This window comes from Sulfidibacter corallicola (assembly GCF_017498545.1).
GTDB classification, from domain to species: Bacteria; Acidobacteriota; Holophagae; order Acanthopleuribacterales; family Acanthopleuribacteraceae; genus Sulfidibacter; species Sulfidibacter corallicola.
The window spans coordinates 9,270,109-9,286,533 of sequence record NZ_CP071793.1; the positions used below are offsets into that span (position 1 = coordinate 9,270,109).

General features: G+C 57.7%; 15 protein-coding genes. 8 read left to right on the forward strand and 7 right to left on the reverse strand.

The window, feature by feature from the left end:
- Positions 1-711 precede the first annotated feature (711 nt).
- Both J3U87_RS27985 and J3U87_RS27990 read right to left on the reverse strand, forming a co-directional pair.
- Positions 712-2,004 (reverse strand): HEAT repeat domain-containing protein, encoded by a 1,293-nt coding sequence (locus J3U87_RS27985; protein ID WP_237379087.1) that lies wholly within the window; start codon positions 2,002-2,004, stop codon positions 712-714.
- A gap of 184 nt (positions 2,005-2,188) precedes the next feature.
- Complete coding sequence (locus J3U87_RS27990; RefSeq protein WP_237379088.1) at positions 2,189-2,926, reverse strand: spondin domain-containing protein; 738 nt, start codon at positions 2,924-2,926, stop codon at positions 2,189-2,191.
- Here J3U87_RS27990 and J3U87_RS27995 point away from each other — a divergent pair, their 5' ends adjacent.
- From J3U87_RS27995 to J3U87_RS35405, 3 genes are read left to right on the forward strand one after another with little or no spacing between them, the layout of a single operon-like run.
- Complete coding sequence (locus J3U87_RS27995) at positions 2,927-3,412, forward strand: hypothetical protein (protein ID WP_237379089.1); 486 nt, start codon at positions 2,927-2,929, stop codon at positions 3,410-3,412.
- 31 nt (positions 3,413-3,443) lie between these two features.
- Positions 3,444-3,692 carry a type II toxin-antitoxin system ParD family antitoxin gene (locus tag J3U87_RS28000; RefSeq protein WP_237379090.1) on the forward strand — a complete coding sequence of 83 codons (249 nt, stop codon included), beginning with the start codon at positions 3,444-3,446 and terminating at the stop codon, positions 3,690-3,692.
- Positions 3,693-3,724: 32 nt separating this feature from the next.
- Positions 3,725-4,030, forward strand: coding sequence for a type II toxin-antitoxin system RelE/ParE family toxin (locus J3U87_RS35405; protein WP_420038328.1), 306 nt, complete (start codon positions 3,725-3,727; stop codon positions 4,028-4,030).
- A gap of 160 nt (positions 4,031-4,190) precedes the next feature.
- On the opposite strand, the gene J3U87_RS28005 is transcribed toward J3U87_RS35405, so the two are convergent.
- From J3U87_RS28005 to J3U87_RS28015, 3 genes are all read right to left on the reverse strand, one after another.
- Positions 4,191-5,657, reverse strand: a complete 1,467-nt coding sequence (locus tag J3U87_RS28005; RefSeq protein WP_237384543.1) for a thioredoxin family protein — start codon at positions 5,655-5,657, stop codon at positions 4,191-4,193.
- 290 nt (positions 5,658-5,947) lie between these two features.
- Positions 5,948-6,256 carry a type II toxin-antitoxin system RelE/ParE family toxin gene (locus J3U87_RS28010; RefSeq protein WP_237379091.1) on the reverse strand — a complete coding sequence of 103 codons (309 nt, stop codon included), beginning with the start codon at positions 6,254-6,256 and terminating at the stop codon, positions 5,948-5,950.
- The gene (locus J3U87_RS28015; RefSeq protein ID WP_237379092.1) at positions 6,253-6,522 is read right to left on the reverse strand and encodes a ribbon-helix-helix domain-containing protein; all 270 of its coding nucleotides are present in this window, start codon (positions 6,520-6,522) and stop codon (positions 6,253-6,255) included. The genes J3U87_RS28010 and J3U87_RS28015 overlap by 4 nt, the downstream gene beginning before the upstream one ends.
- Before the next feature lie 312 nt (positions 6,523-6,834).
- Between J3U87_RS28015 and J3U87_RS28020 the strand changes: the two genes are divergently transcribed.
- Positions 6,835-7,062 (forward strand): hypothetical protein, encoded by a 228-nt coding sequence (locus J3U87_RS28020; RefSeq protein WP_237379093.1) that lies wholly within the window; start codon positions 6,835-6,837, stop codon positions 7,060-7,062.
- A 334-nt stretch (positions 7,063-7,396) separates the two neighbouring features.
- On the opposite strand, the gene J3U87_RS28025 is transcribed toward J3U87_RS28020, so the two are convergent.
- Together J3U87_RS28025 and J3U87_RS28030 are read right to left on the reverse strand one after the other, a co-directional pair.
- A complete protein-coding gene (locus J3U87_RS28025) occupies positions 7,397-7,861 on the reverse strand; it encodes a DUF2947 family protein (protein WP_237379094.1) in 465 nt (154 codons plus the stop codon).
- 296 nt (positions 7,862-8,157) lie between these two features.
- Entirely contained in the window at positions 8,158-8,718 is a 561-nt protein-coding gene (locus J3U87_RS28030; protein ID WP_237379095.1) for a hypothetical protein, read from the reverse strand.
- A 33-nt stretch (positions 8,719-8,751) separates the two neighbouring features.
- Here J3U87_RS28030 and J3U87_RS28035 point away from each other — a divergent pair, with 33 nt between their 5' ends.
- From J3U87_RS28035 to J3U87_RS28050, 4 genes are all read left to right on the forward strand, one after another.
- Positions 8,752-8,913, forward strand: a complete 162-nt coding sequence (locus J3U87_RS28035; RefSeq protein ID WP_237379096.1) for a hypothetical protein — start codon at positions 8,752-8,754, stop codon at positions 8,911-8,913.
- 1,038 nt (positions 8,914-9,951) lie between these two features.
- Positions 9,952-11,187, forward strand: coding sequence for a trans-sulfuration enzyme family protein (locus J3U87_RS28040; RefSeq protein WP_237379097.1), 1,236 nt, complete (start codon positions 9,952-9,954; stop codon positions 11,185-11,187).
- Positions 11,162-12,661 (forward strand): PLP-dependent transferase, encoded by a 1,500-nt coding sequence (locus tag J3U87_RS28045; RefSeq protein WP_237379098.1) that lies wholly within the window; start codon positions 11,162-11,164, stop codon positions 12,659-12,661. The genes J3U87_RS28040 and J3U87_RS28045 overlap by 26 nt, the downstream gene beginning before the upstream one ends.
- Positions 12,662-13,955: 1,294 nt before the next feature.
- Positions 13,956-16,325, forward strand: a complete 2,370-nt coding sequence (locus J3U87_RS28050) for an ATP-dependent DNA helicase (protein WP_237379099.1) — start codon at positions 13,956-13,958, stop codon at positions 16,323-16,325.
- The last annotated feature ends 100 nt before the right edge of the window (positions 16,326-16,425 follow it).

The window sequence follows — 16,425 nt, forward strand, 5'->3', positions numbered from 1 at the left end:
TTCAAGACTACGCAGTGGCGGCTCAGGTCAGAAGCTCGTCAACTCGAGTCGACTCGGAGAGCCCGAACGCGTGCAAGAGACGTATAGCCTGTAGGTTGGCCCGCTGGGCCGACTCGTCGAAGCGACCCAAGCAACGGCAGTGAGTTACCCCAAAGAGCGAAGCCGACCATTTCCCTCACGACCCCAATCGAAAGCCGTGAAACCCAAAGTCCCCGCATCGTGAGAGGGGCGTCGGGCCTGTAGGTTGGGCTGCCAGCCATACCGGCCGTGCCCGACCAATCGAAACAACCCAAGCAGCGACAATTATTTGCGCCAAATAGCGAAGCACGGAGCCTCCCTCGGGACCCCAATCCGAAGCCGCAAAGTCAAAGTCCCCGCATCGTGAGAGGGGCGTCGGGCCTGTAGGTGCCGGGCCCGCCCAGGGCGCTGGCCCGACGCTTCGAAACAACGTGTGCAACAGAAGAGAGTGACACCAAAGAGCGAAGCCGATTCTTTCCCTCGCCGCGCGCAATCGAAGCGACACAGATCGAAATAAATCATCGAGAGATCTGGAGGCCGGACTTATCTGCTTCGCTCTTTTACGATTCGATCTTTCGAAGCCTGGGCTGCTCCGAGGTGTCGGCAGGGCTGGCTAGCCGCCCTGTCATACCTGCCATAAAACACCTCAACGAGGTCCGGGCCTGCCGATTTCACTGCGCTTGCGGTGCATCGCTACCTATGGCCGGGATCGTTTTGGTCGAGTGACAATTGGCCGGAGATCGAATCTTCCAAAGAGAGGTATCCGGTCGAGGATTCGGAACCCTCGAGGGAAATCCAACCGCCTTCTCCCGCGCCCTCACGTGCCTGAATCTTGCGAATGGCCTGATCGATATCTCGCTTCATCCCCTGCCTGGCCACATCTCTGGCCTTGGCCAGGGGCTCGATCGCAGTGAACGACCCACCGACGCCAAGACTTTTTACGGCGATCTGGCGCTCTTCCCAGGTGTCGGCCTCGAGCCGTTCCAATAAAAACGCCTGCACGCGGGCGTCGACCCTTCGCCCCAGATATCGCAGGATATCCAATCGGTTCGCGGCTGCCGGATAGGCAGTGATGAGGTGGGGCACGACTTGCGCATCCTCCACCGATTCCAAAAGCCGCAATGCGGAATGGGCCACCTTGGGATCGACCACGAGTTGAAGCGCGATCAAGGTCCGATCCTCGGATTCCAGGTTGGCCACGACCCGAAAAAAGGCACTGAGGAAGGCCGGCGTGTCGCGCTCGGGCCCTGACAGCAGGTTCGGCAACGGGTCGAGTCGCCCGGTGGCGATCGCCAACAGTTCGACTTCCGGATAACTGGAGCTTTCCATCGCTTGGGTCACCGACGGTACCGACCGCAGCGCGGTGATATCGTCCAGGAGAAATACCAAGCTTTTCTGCCGCACGTTTTCGTTCGGATCCTGGGCCACGAGTTTAACTAAATTGTCGATCTCGTCATCCACATCACCGCCACGGAGCAGAAAACGCCTGACAATCTCTTCGCCCTCGCGGATGCGGTCGCGTAGGTCTTCCAATTTCAGGGAACCGACGTTTGCGCCCGCGAAAAGGGTCATGCGAAGCCCTTCCCTGGTGAGCTTCATTTCGTGGCCATCGAGGAACCGCCGCATGCCCGCATTCATCATCGAGAACAAAGCACGTTCGTTCCCCTTGTAAAAATAGTGACCGTCGAAATACGAATCTCCGGTCACGAGCTTCTTCATCTGTTTGTCGCGATCGCGGCGTCGGGTGACCGAAAAGGGAAGTTCGCGGGGCTCCTCGAACCGAACCTCCAAATGAACATCGACCTTGTTGGGATGTTTTGGTTCGAATTGGAGGGTCCCGATCAGCCCATCCCCCATGTCGTAGGGGTGTCCCGGCTTTTTGCGCTCCCCGGTTTCCAAGGCGTGGGCCAGCGTCCGAAGCATTCGGCGATGTCTCAGGGGATTGACCACCACCAAAACAAATCCCACGATTCCGAAGGTTACCACCACCATCTCCATGAAGCCCCCTAGCGCGCAGTACCTTCCCCGGGTTCAACCAGGGAGGTTCGAGCACGTGATCCCGGCTGGATCGTTCGCTGAGTCGGTTCTACCACCATCAGCGTATTCCAGTGGAAAAAGGGGCTTCTTTTTCTCCACTTTCCCACCTTCACACGGAAGCGGAGCACGGGTCCTAAGGCACCCGTTCGAAGCGGAATGTGCCCAGGGGAACCAAGGTCCCGCCGACGTCGAAGGGACTTTCGGTAAGGCGCGCGATCGGTTCTTGCGGCTGGGTATCCATGTTGGGCGACGTGTACTCGGGACCGCTGTCGGTGCCCGCGTCGTAGGCATAGAGCGTGACGGTCCGTTCCTCCAGCCAGCGACCCCCTTCGAAAAGCAGCAGGCCGTGGACGCCGAGAAACCAATCGGGACTGGGCGCGATCATGGTCACCAAGGTGACGCGGGGAAAACGGCGATCCACTTGAAATAAAAAGTCGGTATCGCCAGGCGAATCGATGGCGCCCCCTTGCATCAGGTCCCCCGCCGTTTCGGCGTCGATGGCGCTTTGAATCTCGCCTGCCAAGAGACTGGTCGCGCCGGTTTCCGCCATACTTTCCATGCCGGGAGTCGCCAGCCCGCCTGGCTCCCATATGACCAGGTTGCCGTGATGGTTCGCGCCGATCAACGGCGAGAAATGGGCACCGCCGGGAAAACCTTCGGGATGGGTGTCGGCGCTCCAATCCGCTTGAAACGTCACTTGATAGGTCACCGATTGATTGCCGTTTTCGGCAAGCGACACCAGACCCAGGGTATTTTCCACTTCGGGCCAATAGGCGAGTCGCTCGAAGAAGACCGGATCCAACCCGGCAAAAAGCGGGGCGCTCGCCCAGATCATCATGCAACGCAGGCCCATGGAGATCCATTCATTCATATGTACCTCGATAACTGTTTGGTTTTTCTTCCGTTACAGGAACGTCCACCGACCTCGCTTTCTTCCCGAGAAAAAATCGATGCTCCTTTTTCTTTAAGCTACCGAGGCGGGGTGCGGCCACACGGCGATTTCAATCGGGCTCCTGGCGGTGTGGCCGTCAGCAAACTGATTCGGTTCCAAGTGATGCGCCCGGCTTCGGAGGGCTGGTGCGGCGCCGACGTCAACGCGGACAACAGCACCGATGTTCGCGATCTCGTCACCTTGGTCAGCGATCGCGATGACTGCGTGGTTCCGTGCGCGGGCGATTTGGATGCCAACGGCGCCACCGACGAAGCCGACTTCACTCTGGCGGAATCAGGGAGAGTTCGAACTCGGCGGCCTAACGCCAACTGGTTTTGCCAGGGTGCGAGAGATGCCATGCAACAGGGAACCACAAAACCGCCGCGAAAAAATGCTATTATATATCCCAATAATGACATTATTTAGGCTCTCGGAACGCGAAAAAGAGGTAGTTGACATGGTAAAGTCGGTAAGTTTCACACTTGGTGAGCACGATCGTAATTTCATTTCGAACATGGTGAGCAGCGGGAGATTCGGCAATAAAACGGAAGTGGTTCGGGCTGGGCTTCGGATGTTGGAAGACTACGAAAACAAGCAAAAAGCACTTCGTTCGTTAATCGATCTCGGTTTTGAAGATATCAAAGCGGGCCGAACGACAGAGTACGAGAGTGCCGAGTCCTTGCTTAACGACATCATGGAAGATTAGGGCCGGCGATCATAAAACCGTTTCGTCTCATTATCACGGACACCGCAAAAGCGGATTTACGGAACATCCGCCGACATTTTGCGAAAGATAATCCAGATGCCGCCCGAGCCTTCATGTCTGACCTGGTCAATAAGCTGCATAACTTGGCCGCCATAGGTATGGTCGGATCACCTCGTGACCACATCAGAAAGGGTTTACGCGGCTTCCCCTATCGTGGCCGGTGCTTTTATTGGTATATCGAAGGCGGAAACATGTATGTCATCCGGGTACTGCACGGGAAGCAGGACATTGCACAGCAAGATTTTCGTTTCGGAACCGGTAGACCGGGCTCCCCTTGAAGATAGAGAGGCGGCCAACCCGGATTTTCCTTTCCTCGAATGGGACTCGACGCGCAGCCTCGTGTGGTGGTGACCGTACCCGGTCGGTGGTAACTGGGTCGAGCCCCTATCGTATTGCGCGTATGCCGACGCCGGATCGGCTCTTTTTGTTTCACTTCATTTAATGTGGGTGATTGGTTTTCGTTTCCTCTGCACTTTGACGCTCGAAATAGCCTGCGAACTCCCGGAAATAAAAGTGACTGGGGAAATCGCGGAGCGCACGTTCACAGGCGATTCGACCTCGTTGATTATTCCGGTTTTCGTAGCATAGTTTCACAAGGGCGTAGTGAACCGTCAATCGGTGTTTCGGACGGGATTCCCGATCGAAAAAGGCTTCAGCCAAGGAGATTGTGCGAGTTGGTTCGAAGTGGTAGTCGGCCGCCCACTCAATAAATTCACTCAAGCTGGAGGCACGATCCAACCACCCCTCTACCTGGGTTTGTTGATAAAGGGTCCAGGCCTCATCACTTTGTCCATGTTGGGAATATGCAGCAGCCAACATTCGGTGTGCCAAGGTTTTCCCGTCTTCATCAACTCCTTCTACATGGGCCCGAGCTAACCCAACGAGCCCACCCGGTGGCTCGATTTTCCGGGAGAGGGCCCAATACAGGAGTCTGGCCCGTCGCGTATTGGGGTTCGTGTAGTAACTGTCCAGGTACTGCCAAGCATCCTCTAGCCGCGCTTCGGCAATCAGGTACTCCACGTGCTGCAACATCCACAAAAAACGATAATTGGGCTCGATATTCTTTGGATCAATACCGTTGACCTGGGTCCAAAACGGCTGCATAACCGCACGGCGTCGATATGAGGGAGTTAACCAAAAAACCCGATCTATGAGCCATACGCGATCTGCAGGCGTTGGTCGGTCGGTTTTCAGACCTGCTTGCACCTTCCGCGTCCAGTCGGTAATGGACACCGAACCTGGGTCATAGATGAGGTCGCTTTCCAGGCTCAACACGCGAATCCAACCCCTTCCGTCCGGGTCCAGCGATTCGGCTTTTTTGTAAAAAGACAGGGCCCGTTCCATATCTCCCAGTTTTCGGAAGGCCTCCGCAATGTCGAGAGCCATGCTCGCGGATGGCGCGCGCTCAAATTCGGCGAGCTTGAGGGCGATGACCTCCTGATCCATGCGTTTGGCCATTGACGACTTCCCTCCTAGAAAGTCGTTCACATTTGATACAAATAGTTTCTTATCCCAGGAAGACCATTCGACCCCTACGGAAAAATCGGGCTTCAAAAGCTTGAATGTGGGAGTTGGAGCCACATTGCACAAATCATCGAACGGGGAACCCTGCAGAGACCCGCAATCAACGACAAAGAGAATCGTTTTAGCCAATGCGGCTTTCACCGTCGCGTCGTGTGAAAATGCCCGTACGGTTCGCTGGCAAAAGGAACAACTGTCCCTGTGCAGATACACCAAGATCGGCTTGCCGGTTTCCTGAGCCTGGGTTTTGGCTTGGCTGTAGGTAATTCTAACGGGAAGCGGGGAGGATACCGCGACCTCGAACCCGAAAACTGGGAGTAGCAGCCAAAGCATGGAGATTCTGACGAGCGAGGCAAAAATGTGTTTCTGCATCCGGTGATTCACGCAACTCAATTATAGACCTCCTCCCACCTGACTCCCTCGATGCGGTTTTTGCCTTGCGCAAGCTATGGATACGAAATCACTTGTAAAGCCGATAAAACGGAAAGGCTTCGGCCACTCTTGCCGGGGCTTGAACGCAATTGCAACCTCTTGATTATCCAATGCCGATTCCGAGAGGACAATATGGCCTTCAAACATTTTTTCCCGCCAGTTTTTTTCTCATTTACACAGCAAATGGCCTTTCGAAAGGGCCCGACAAGCCAGATTTTGACTTCCGTCTAAAAGACTTCGCTCTAGGATCCTTCCCGAAGCATGGTCTCGAAGTTCTGCCCGCCGTAAAAGATACCAATAATCGAAATCAAATCGGCTTCCACTTTAAAAGCGATCACGACGCGCTTTTTATAGTTGGTGACTCGCAGGTTTGGCCGGATGTCATCTCGCTTTGTTCCCCGATGTGGGAAGGTGCGAAGGCTTTCACAATAGCTGACGATGGCCTCGGTGTATCGCATGGCTACATCGTGGGAGGCTTCGGTGGCGAGGAAGCGATACAGAGCCTCGAGCTGGTCCCCTGCCTCAGGTGAGAAAACGACGCGGTAGTTCATCGCCCCTTCGCATGTTGGGCGGCGAGGCGGGCGCGCACTTGATCGGCGGAGAGAGCCCGGGACGGATCAGCCTTCAGGGCATCGTAGGCCGGACCTACTTCACCCAGGAGCCAGTTTTCAACAGCACGGTCACGCGCTATCAGGGCACGGAGCCCGTCACGAATAACCTCGCTCTCACTCGCGTATTCACCAGTCTCAACCTTAGCTTTCACCATTTTGGCCATATCGTTTGGCAACGTAATGCTCAGTTGTTGTGTTGTGCGCATTGAATACCTCCACTCGATCAAAGAGTAGGATTTAATCCTACTCCTACAAACCAAAAACGTCTACATGGAGAGCCTCAAATCACTTGTAACGCCGTTAAAATCGGAAAGGATTCGACCATCCGTCTCTGGGCATGCCGGGGAGAATCGGCACTCCGCTCCCTTTGTTATTCTACATTCAAGCGTGTTGCTTCGATTGATCGACCACGCTGCCTTCGCGGCCCGGCTCAACCTGATGATTCCCCCGACGCCTCTCCCCTGGAGGGCAGCTATTACGGCCGCTGGTACATCCGCGATCCCGGCGCCACGGCCGGTGTGGCCGTCAGCAAACTGATTCGGTTCCAAATGATGCGCCCGGCTTCGGAGGACTGGTGCGGCGCCGACGTCAATGCGGACAACAGCACCGGTATTCGCGATCTCGTTACCTTGGTCAGCGATCGCGGTAACTGCGTGGTTCCCTGCGCGGGTGACTTGGATGCCAACGGCGCCACCGACCAAGTCGACTTCGATTTGGCGGTACCGCGCTGGCACGGCTGCAGATAGTCAGGTGTCAAATTTCGGCTAGACGCGGGCCATTCAGGGCGCGCGTCTAGCCGTTTGCCTGCAAGTTCGAGAACACGTTCTCCTAACGGCGTAATTCGTCAAACTCAAGAGTCCATCGAGAATCGTCCGGAATTATTTCGTTAAAACCCAAAGTGTGCGATCCGGGTGGATGCAATCGTGCAAGATGCTGAAGCGAAACGCGTTGGGAAAAGCGTGGTCCGGCATTCCGGAGGCGTAATTGGAAAGTACGTTGAGCATTTTCACGATGCGTTGCAGCCCAGCAGGTTGTGCGAGTGCGCCGCGAAGAATCGCTCAATTTGGGTAAAAGCATTTGCTATTTTTGTATGCTGCCTCGGTCGCCCTTCCACGCCCGGCCATTACTAAGAATAACAGCAGTTTTGCTGTCCAGTACAATTAAAATACACCCCTCATCCTCATATAGAAAGTTGGCCCAATTATTGGTAAAGATTCTCCAATTCGTTTTTACTCCCGTTTCTTTTCCCCAAAAAACGTATAGTGTACTTTCTCCATTTATACCTAGCGTGAATAGGGCTGATTTAAAATTATCATATTTTCCACGATTCCATTCATCTTCCCAGATATACCAGGGTTCAGCAGGCCCTACGACCTTAGCGGGCCATTCATCATCCGCGAGCAACATAAAGTGCCGGTTCTTCTCACTTACATATTCCTGCCAAAGGTTAGAACACTCCCCCTCTTCGAGCACATCAATGCCGTCAAGGTCTGCTTCGCTCATCTCTGGATCATTATAAAAAACACCTGGGATTTCCTTCTTCACTAGATTTCTCCTGCTAAATTACGACAAAAATTTCATGTACCTTACTAACTCTCGATCAGCGCCGCTCGCAGGCCAACAAAAATGAAGAGTCGAGGATCCACTTCAACTCGGAAACACTCAGCCCGCCAGGAGGAAACTGCGTTTCGCTCTTTCTATTTGCCTAAATTAAAACGTGTTGTTTCGATTGCTCGAACATTGCCACGCGACCCGGCTCAACCTACGGGCCGCTACCGCTCGCTTGCGGGCACTGCCAACCTTGTTATTCCTCGGGTAGTGGAGCGATTCGGTTGCGCGGATCAATCGAAGAGGCGCATTTGGTTCAGGTCTTCCACCAGTTCCTGGTACTTGCGGTGGCGCGTCGTCTTGCGCGGCTTCACCGATACGAAGTATTGACGCGCCTCTTCCTGGGCCGCCTGGGAATCGACCAGGCCGTGCTGGAACAGGAAACGTCCGTTCTGCGCTTCGATGAAGGCGCGCTCGCGACGCAGCCGCTCGGCCTCGATGGCCTCGTCGAAACTTTTGGGTAATTCGCGGGGGAAGCTGTTGAGCAGGTCGTCCCAAACGGGATAGAAAGGCCGGGTGGCATCCAACAGGGCGAAACCCCGGCGCCGCTTGTCTTCCATCTTGTCCATGGAACTCCGCAAAAACTGGGACACCACCGTGGAGGCGGTGGGTGCCGTGGCCAGGGTATTCACTTCCCAGGGACGCTCCATTTCGCGGGTGGCGTCTTCCAAGATGAAGTGCTCTTCACCCTCCAGAACCCGCAAGCCATAGCGCATTTCGTAGCGCTCGTAAACGCCCTCGCCCGGGCGCTGCAAGGTGAGGCGAACTTTGCCGATGGGGTTTGCGAGCAACATGGTGACCTCCGCGGTTTCCGAAGCGTGTCCTGTATGTATCTCAAAGCCGGCGAGGCCTTGACTTCCAATTGTTTTCATCTTAACGGCAAGGTCGTCCATCTGTTAACAGGTTTTTTTGATTTAGACAAGAAAAACACGGTTTTGGAAACCATTGCCTGCCTAGGTAGTGCCCATCCAGAAACAGCGGTTTTTTGAAATGGTTCCCCGGAATCGGCAGGTTCCCAATGCAAGCGGCTATCAGCAGTCAGGTATCAGGCGTCAGGTATCAGCAAGATTCTTGTTCATAGGTAATTAGCTGATACCTGATAACTGATACCTGATACCGTGCCCATCCAGCCAAACCACCTAGGAAGTGGCAACCATTCCGTTTCTGGATGCGCACTAGGTAGGACGCGACCCCGTCCTTTTTCGAACGCGCACATCCGAAACACAGGCCGGCGCGGGCCAGGGTGAGGGATCTCACGTTGGCAAGCCGGAAAAATCTCTTCGGCGGGAAATCCTTCGCTCCCACCCCATTTGGGGTTGCCCCTCCATTTTGGGGCCTATATAATCCGAAAGATCGAGGAGTAGGGCCGTGACATCCACCTATGTACACTACCGACTAATGCTTCACCTCCCCACCTGCTATCCCTCTTTTGTGATGTGCGGGCGCTGAGTCCGTTTCCCAGACCCTCGCCACTTTTTTCCGCACAGTTCCGGCCCATCGGGGAGGCCTTCCATGAGTCAGCCATTTAAATCGGTGTTTGCCGTGGCGCCATTTGACGTGCCCGCCAGCGGCTTCGCCCGCCGACACCGTGCGGCCGTGCCACTCGTTCCCCCAGCGAGTCGCGACCGAAATCCGACCTCCACCCCAACCGCCCATCGGGCATCGATGCGTTTCCCCAACCGATAACCCGCACCTCGCGTGCCTCATTCGCGGCTTGTCTTCCCTCCCCCGGAACCACGCCGTCTCCACCCGATTCACTCGCGCCAACGCCACGTTCCCCCGTCGCATGGGCGCTCGGTACCCGGATCCCCGATGTCCCACTTCCCCCGTGAGACCTCGTCACCGGTCACCGAACCGGCTTCCCACCGGAGCATCGGGTTCGTTCCCAGGCGCCTTGCGACGCACGCTTCCCCCCTGTTGCGACGCCCGGCACCACCACACGTCCAAAACCACGGGACGTGACCCCCGGATCGCACCGGGTCTTCTTCCCCAATTTCGAAAGCAGTCGTTCCTATAAGAGGTAGAACATGACCAGAGACTCACAACGCCCGCCTGCCGGCGGCGATTTCGAGCGATGTCGCGTTTCCGAGCCGATTTCCGGCTTCTCCACCCGGGCCATTCACGAGGGCTGCGGGTACCGCGATCAAACGGGCGCGGTCACACCGCCCATCTACGCCACGTCGACCTTCGAATACGGCAACGAAGGCGGCTTCGACTACACCCGCAGCGGCAACCCCAATTTCCGCAACCTGGAAGCCACACTGCGCTCCCTGGAGCACGCGGCCCACGCCACCGTCTTCTCCAGCGGTGTGGCGGCCATCACCGCCGTCGTTTCGTCGCTGAAAAGCGGCGATTTGGTGCTCGCCGAGGAAAACGTCTACGGCTGCACCTTCCGCCTGTTCGACCGCGTGTTCAAGAAATTCGGGGTCACCGTCGAGTACCTGGACTTTTCCCAAGTCAGCCAATTCGAGCAGATCAGGGTGAAAAAACCGAGATTGGTGTGGCTGGAATCACCCACCAATCCCCTGCTCAAGGTGATCGACATCCGCCGCGCGGCGGAAATCTGCCGCACCATCGGCAGTACCCTGTTGGTGGACAACACCTTTGCCAGCGGCTACGTCCAGCAACCGCTGGCCCTGGGCGCCGACCTCTCGCTCTCCTCCACCACGAAGTACATCAACGGCCATTCGGACTGCCTGGGTGGGGTGGTCTGCACCAATTCGGAGGAGTGGGCGGAGAACATGGTGTTCGCCCAAAAGGCCCTGGGCCTCAACCCCTCCCCTTTCGATAGCTGGTTGATTTCCCGCGGCGTCAAGACCCTGGCCCTGCGGATGCAGCAACACCAACGCAACGCCCAGGCCCTCGCCGAGTGGCTGGAAGCCCTGCCAGGCATTGGTTGGGTGCGTTATCCGGGACTCCCCTCCCATCCCGACCACGAACTCGCCAAACGCCAAATGCGCAACGGCGGCTCCGGCATCGTCGTGGCCGATTTCGGCCTGACCCTCGAGAAGACGCGCGATCTCCTGCAGGGCCTGCGCTACTTCAAGCTGGCCGAAAGCCTGGGCGGCGTCGAATCGCTGGTCTGCCACCCGGCGACCATGACCCATGCATCTGTGCCGCGCGAGGTCCGGGAACAGGTGGGCATCACCGACGCGGTGGTGCGCTTCAGCGTCGGCGTCGAGGAGATCGGCGATCTGCTCGAGGATTTGCAGGACGGGTTCAGGAGGGTTGGCTGCTATGCGCGATCTTATCAGCTCACCTAAATGGCAGGGACATCAACTGGGGCTCCCACTCCCGGACGGCGGTCACGCAGTCTCCGTCAGCATGCCGCATTGGCGTCACGTGGTGGGCTACGAAGAAGGCGCCGAAGACATCGTGAACGCATTGCAATGCGGCTATCCGCGCTTCGTGATCCACCCCTTCGTCGTGGCATTGAACAAACACCTGCAAGCGGCCCTGGCGCGTCCGGGCGAGGCCTGTTTCGCGTTCCCGTCCCTGGCCGTCGCGCAACGCGCCAAGGCTTTCCTGCACCGGCGCTCCGGTCTCGAGAGCCGCATCGCCACGACACCCTTCGACTCGGTGTTCGCGTTGTGTTTCCCCGAGTCCGGGTTCGAGACCGCCAAGAGCTTTTGGCAACACACCGGCGAGATCGTATCCTCGCGACAGGCGCAATCGGTAATGGACCGGGAACGATCGGAAACCGGCGAAGGGGCCGAGGCCAAGACAGCCATCCGCGCGATGTTGGCGGAACTCTCCGGCATTCCCAGCGATTGCATCTGGTTGTTTCCCACAGGGATGGCCGCCATCGCGGCCATTCACCGAGTCTGCGGCGAACTCATCCCCGGCCGCCCATCGGTTCAGTTGGGATTCCCCTACGTGGACACGCTCAAGGTCCAGGAGAAACTCGGCAATGGTGCGGTGTTCCTGCCCCACGGCCACGGCGCCGACCTGAAGCGCCTGAACGCCTTGGTTCAAGACGGCGAAGTTTCGGCGGTCTATTGTGAGTGTCCCACCAATCCACTGCTGCAAACCCCGGATCTGGCCAAAATCGCCCACATGACGCGACCAGCCGGGGTCCCGCTGATCGTCGACAATACACTGGACAGCTTCGCCAATATCAATCCCTTCCCCCATGCCGATGTGGCGGTCATCAGTTTGACCAAATATTTTTCCGGGGTGGGCAATGTCATGGGCGGCGCCCTGCTGCTCAACCCCCAATCGGAGCGCTTCGATGCGCTGTGCACCGGCCTCGCCGCAACCTTCGAGGACCTGCTGTGGAGCGAGGACGCCATCGTCCTGGCCGAAAACGGTCGTGACTTTCGGGCACGCCTGACCCGCGTCAACCGGACCGCGGGTGAGTTGTGCCGTTACCTGAAAACGCATCCGGCCGTCACCCGCGTGCACTATCCCGAGTTCGTGTCGCGCGCCAATTACGAGTCCCTGAGCATGTCGTCCGATCCGGGTTTCGGTGGCCTGTTTTCGCTGGAGCTGGTCGATGGGCCCAGCGAGGCGCCGCGCGTCTACGACGCCCTGCGCGTGTGCAAGGGCCCCGGCCTGGGCACCAATTTCACGCTTGCCTGCCCTTACACGCTGCTGGCCCATTACGGAGAACGCGACTGGGCCGCGAGTTGCGGCGTTCGGCCGGATCTGCTTCGCGTCTCGGTGGGATTGGAGGATGCCGACGACCTGATGCGCCGCTTCGAGGACGCGCTGGCGCCCGCGCCGATACGGGGGTGATTCGGGGAGGGGGTTTCTTCGTGGGGGCAGGGTTGTTCATGCGTAAGTTTTTTATTACCACAGAGTCGTTGCCCAGGCCGGGGGCCCGGGTTTCAGGTGGGTAACTAATCGAAGCGAATCGTTTGGGAGTTCCCGCATTTGTGAGAGGGGCGTCGTTGCAGTAAGTTGGCCCGCCGGGCCGACATTTTTCGACGAACTCCCTGCACATCCGCCTTTTTAGGTTTTTATCTTTATCTTCGAGCTTTACTGAGTTTGTTACATAAGAGCCACGCACCAGCGGGCTAACCCGCTCGATTTCGAGAATGAAACAAGGCGAAGTGAGCTAGCATGGTGGTCCCGGCTGCCTGAGTGGGTTGTCATGCCAGGTAGGTGCGACCGCTGGTCGCACATTCCAAAGCTCCTGCTTCTATTGGTGCTTCGCTCTTTGGCGTCTCGCATCTGCGGAGTGTGGATCGCTTCGAAGTGTCGGCCGGGCCGGCCAACCTACTGCCGCGCCGATCCTCAAAGCATGCGGGAACTCTGATCATGGATCGCTTCGACAAGTTCATCCGGCGGATGAACCTACCTGGCACGACGGATCTCTCGGCATCCGGGAACTCCGAGCGACTTTGTTTCAAGAGAGTTCACTGAGACCACAGAGAGAACGACACGGAGTGGCTGAGGAGACACCTTCTCTCGTAACATGGGAAAAACAGCTTGGGTGGTTTTTTCGGTGGAAAACCGCAAGAGGACAGAAAGCACAAACCAATTAATTTCAGACACCTACTATAGTTCTCCTAAATCTGAGGCGATGATGATTACCTAGGGTTGGGCCCAATAAACGTTTCAGCTCAACTGGGGGAGGATCATTCGAGCTGGTACCGAACCAGCCTTGCAATCGAAAAATGCTCCTGCGGCCGCGCTCTAAACCAATGCCCATCCAGAAAAAGATGGTAACTACCAAGTTGGCTCGTCTGGATGGGTACGGTCTCAGGTCTCAGGTCTCAGCAAAATATTTAACACCAGACCATTAGCTAAAACCTGATACCTGAGGGCCAATATCAGTTTGTATGGAAAACCAGGCTGATCCAGAGAACTCGATTCAAAAAACCCCTCCTGGATGAGCTCGTACAAGGCACATAAAAATAATTGATCGATACCTATTTGTACTTCTCCGTTACCTCCGTGCCCTCTGCGGTAAAAAATCCGAGGCCTCCGCTGATTTGGATGGAGACCTACCTTTTTGGTCGGGGTCGGGCTAGACTGGTCCCCATCCAGAAACGACGATTTTTGGAACGACTTGCCGAGATCACCCATGACCGCTGCCGAGAAGCCCTGCCTCGCCATATCCGTTCGCGACCTCGTTTACTTCGCCCTGCGAGGCGGCGATCTCTTCCAACACTACTTCCAAGCGCCGAGCGGCCTGCAGGGAATCCGCGGCCACCAGCGACTTCAGCGCAAGCGCGGTGAAGGCTATCGCGCCGAAGTCTCCGTGAAACTTCACCACGATTGCGGACCCTTCGAGCTGGTCATCGGCGGCAGAATCGACGGCGTCTTCGCGGAACGGGCGCCCGTGGTCATCGAGGAAATCAAGACCACGCTGCTGGAGTTCGACCGCATTCCGCCCCACGCCACGAGTCTCCATCTGGGCCAAGCCAAACTTTACGCCTATATCTATGCCCGCGAACACGAGCTGGATGAGGCAGCGGTTCGCCTGACGTACCTCCACCTCGAGCACGACGAGACTCGGGAAATCGAGTCCATTCTCGATTTCCACGCGCTGACGGTGTTTTTCAACGAAGTGATCGAAACGTATCGCGAGTGGGCCGAAACGCAGTTCGCCTGGCGACAAGAGCGCGATCGCTCGATCGCCGACCTCGAATTCCCGCTCGGCGGGTTTCGGCCCGGGCAGCGGCGCCTCGCCGCCGAGGTGTACCGCGCCGCCCGCGACGGGCGCACCCTCTTTGCCGAGGCCCCGACCGGTACCGGTAAAACCCTCGCCACCCTGTTCCCCGCGATCAAGGCCGTCGCCGAGGGACACGTGGAAAAGGTCTTCTTTCTCACCGCCAAGAACACCGGTCGCGAGGCCGCCCAGCGGGCCCATCGGATCCTGACCGACAGCGGCCTACGGTACAAGGCGCTGACCCTCACGGCCAAAGACGCGATCTGCTTCCACGAAAACGGCCCCTGCCGCATCGAACAATGCGAGTACACCCGCGGCTATTACGATCGCGTGCGCGATGCGCTGACCGACCTGTTCGCTTCGGACGCACTCCATCGCGAAGCGATCGTGGACGTGGCCCGCCGCCACCGCGTCTGCCCGTTCGAGCTCTCGCTGGACATGGCGGTTTGGGCCGATCTGGTCATTTGCGACTACAACTACGCCTTCGACCCAGGCGTCTACCTGCGCCGATTTTTTGGCGAAGATAAATCGACCCACATGCTGCTGATCGACGAGGCACACAACCTGATCGATCGCGCCCGCGGCATGTTCACGGCCGAGCTGTCCAAACGCGAAGTCTTGGAAGTGCGGCGCACCTGGTCGAAACGGGCCCCGATGGTCCGGCGCGCGCTGAATGGGGTGAACCGGCAATTGCTGAAGATGGGGCGCGAGATGGACGCCGCCGGGCTGAAGGAACAAACGCTTACCGAGGCGCCCAAGGCGTTGATCCCCCCGTTGCAGAAGCTCGTCGCCGCCTACAGTCAGTGGCTGACCGAGGCGGAGCCGGGCCTGTTCGGCGAAGAACCACCCGAATTGTTCCGTACCGTACGGCAGTTTCTTCGCTGCGCGGAGCACTATGGCGATCACTTCGCCACCATCTACCGGCGACGCGGCAAGGACCTCGCGGTCAAGGTCTACTGCAAGGATCCGGCGCCGCAGTTGAAGGCGAGGTTGGCCAAAGTCCGCGCGGCAACCTACTTCAGTGCGACCCTGACCCCCTTCGGCTATCACCGCGCCCTGCTCGCCGCGAAAGAGCGGGATCCGCAATTGCGGCTGCCCTCGCCATTCGATCCCAACCATCTGTGCCTGTTGGTGGCGGACGGGATTTCGGTACGCTTCCGCGACCGCGAGCGCACGCTGGGCGACGTGGTCTCGATGATCCGAGCAGTCACTCATTCCAGGTCTGGCAACTATTTAATTTTTCTTCCTTCCTATCGCTATTTAAATTTGATTACCGAAAATTTCGCTCAGAAGCATGACGACGTCGAGATTCTGATCCAGGAACCCGGGATGGACGAAGCGCAACGGATCGCTTTCTTGAAAGAGTTCGAAGAACGCGACGCGTCGACGCTGGTCGGGTTCGCGGTGATGGGCGGCATTTTCGGAGAGGGCATCGACTTGCGCGGCGAACGTCTCATCGGGGTGATCGTGGTCGGCGTGGGGCTGCCCCAGATCTGCATCGAACGGAACCTGATCCGCGAGCATTTCGAAGAGAACGGGTTCGATTTCGCCTATCGGGTGCCAGGCATGCAACGGGTCCTCCAGACCGCAGGCCGGGTGATTCGGACCGAGCGAGATCGGGGGGTCGTCTGTTTGATCGACAGCCGCTTCAGCGAACCCGATTACGCGCGGCTGTTTCCCGCCCACTGGCGCCCGGAACGGGTGAGACACGCCGCCCAAGTCACCGAACGGCTCGCCCGGTTTTGGTCGGCCGAGGCGGACCCGGACGAGCAACCATCCTGACCTGGCGCCGAAGGCGGAAATGATGGCTCGCCATCGCTTTCGGAGCTTGATAGGATGTCCTCAATCCTTGCCCTAGACGTTCAAATCAGCCCTCCGGAGA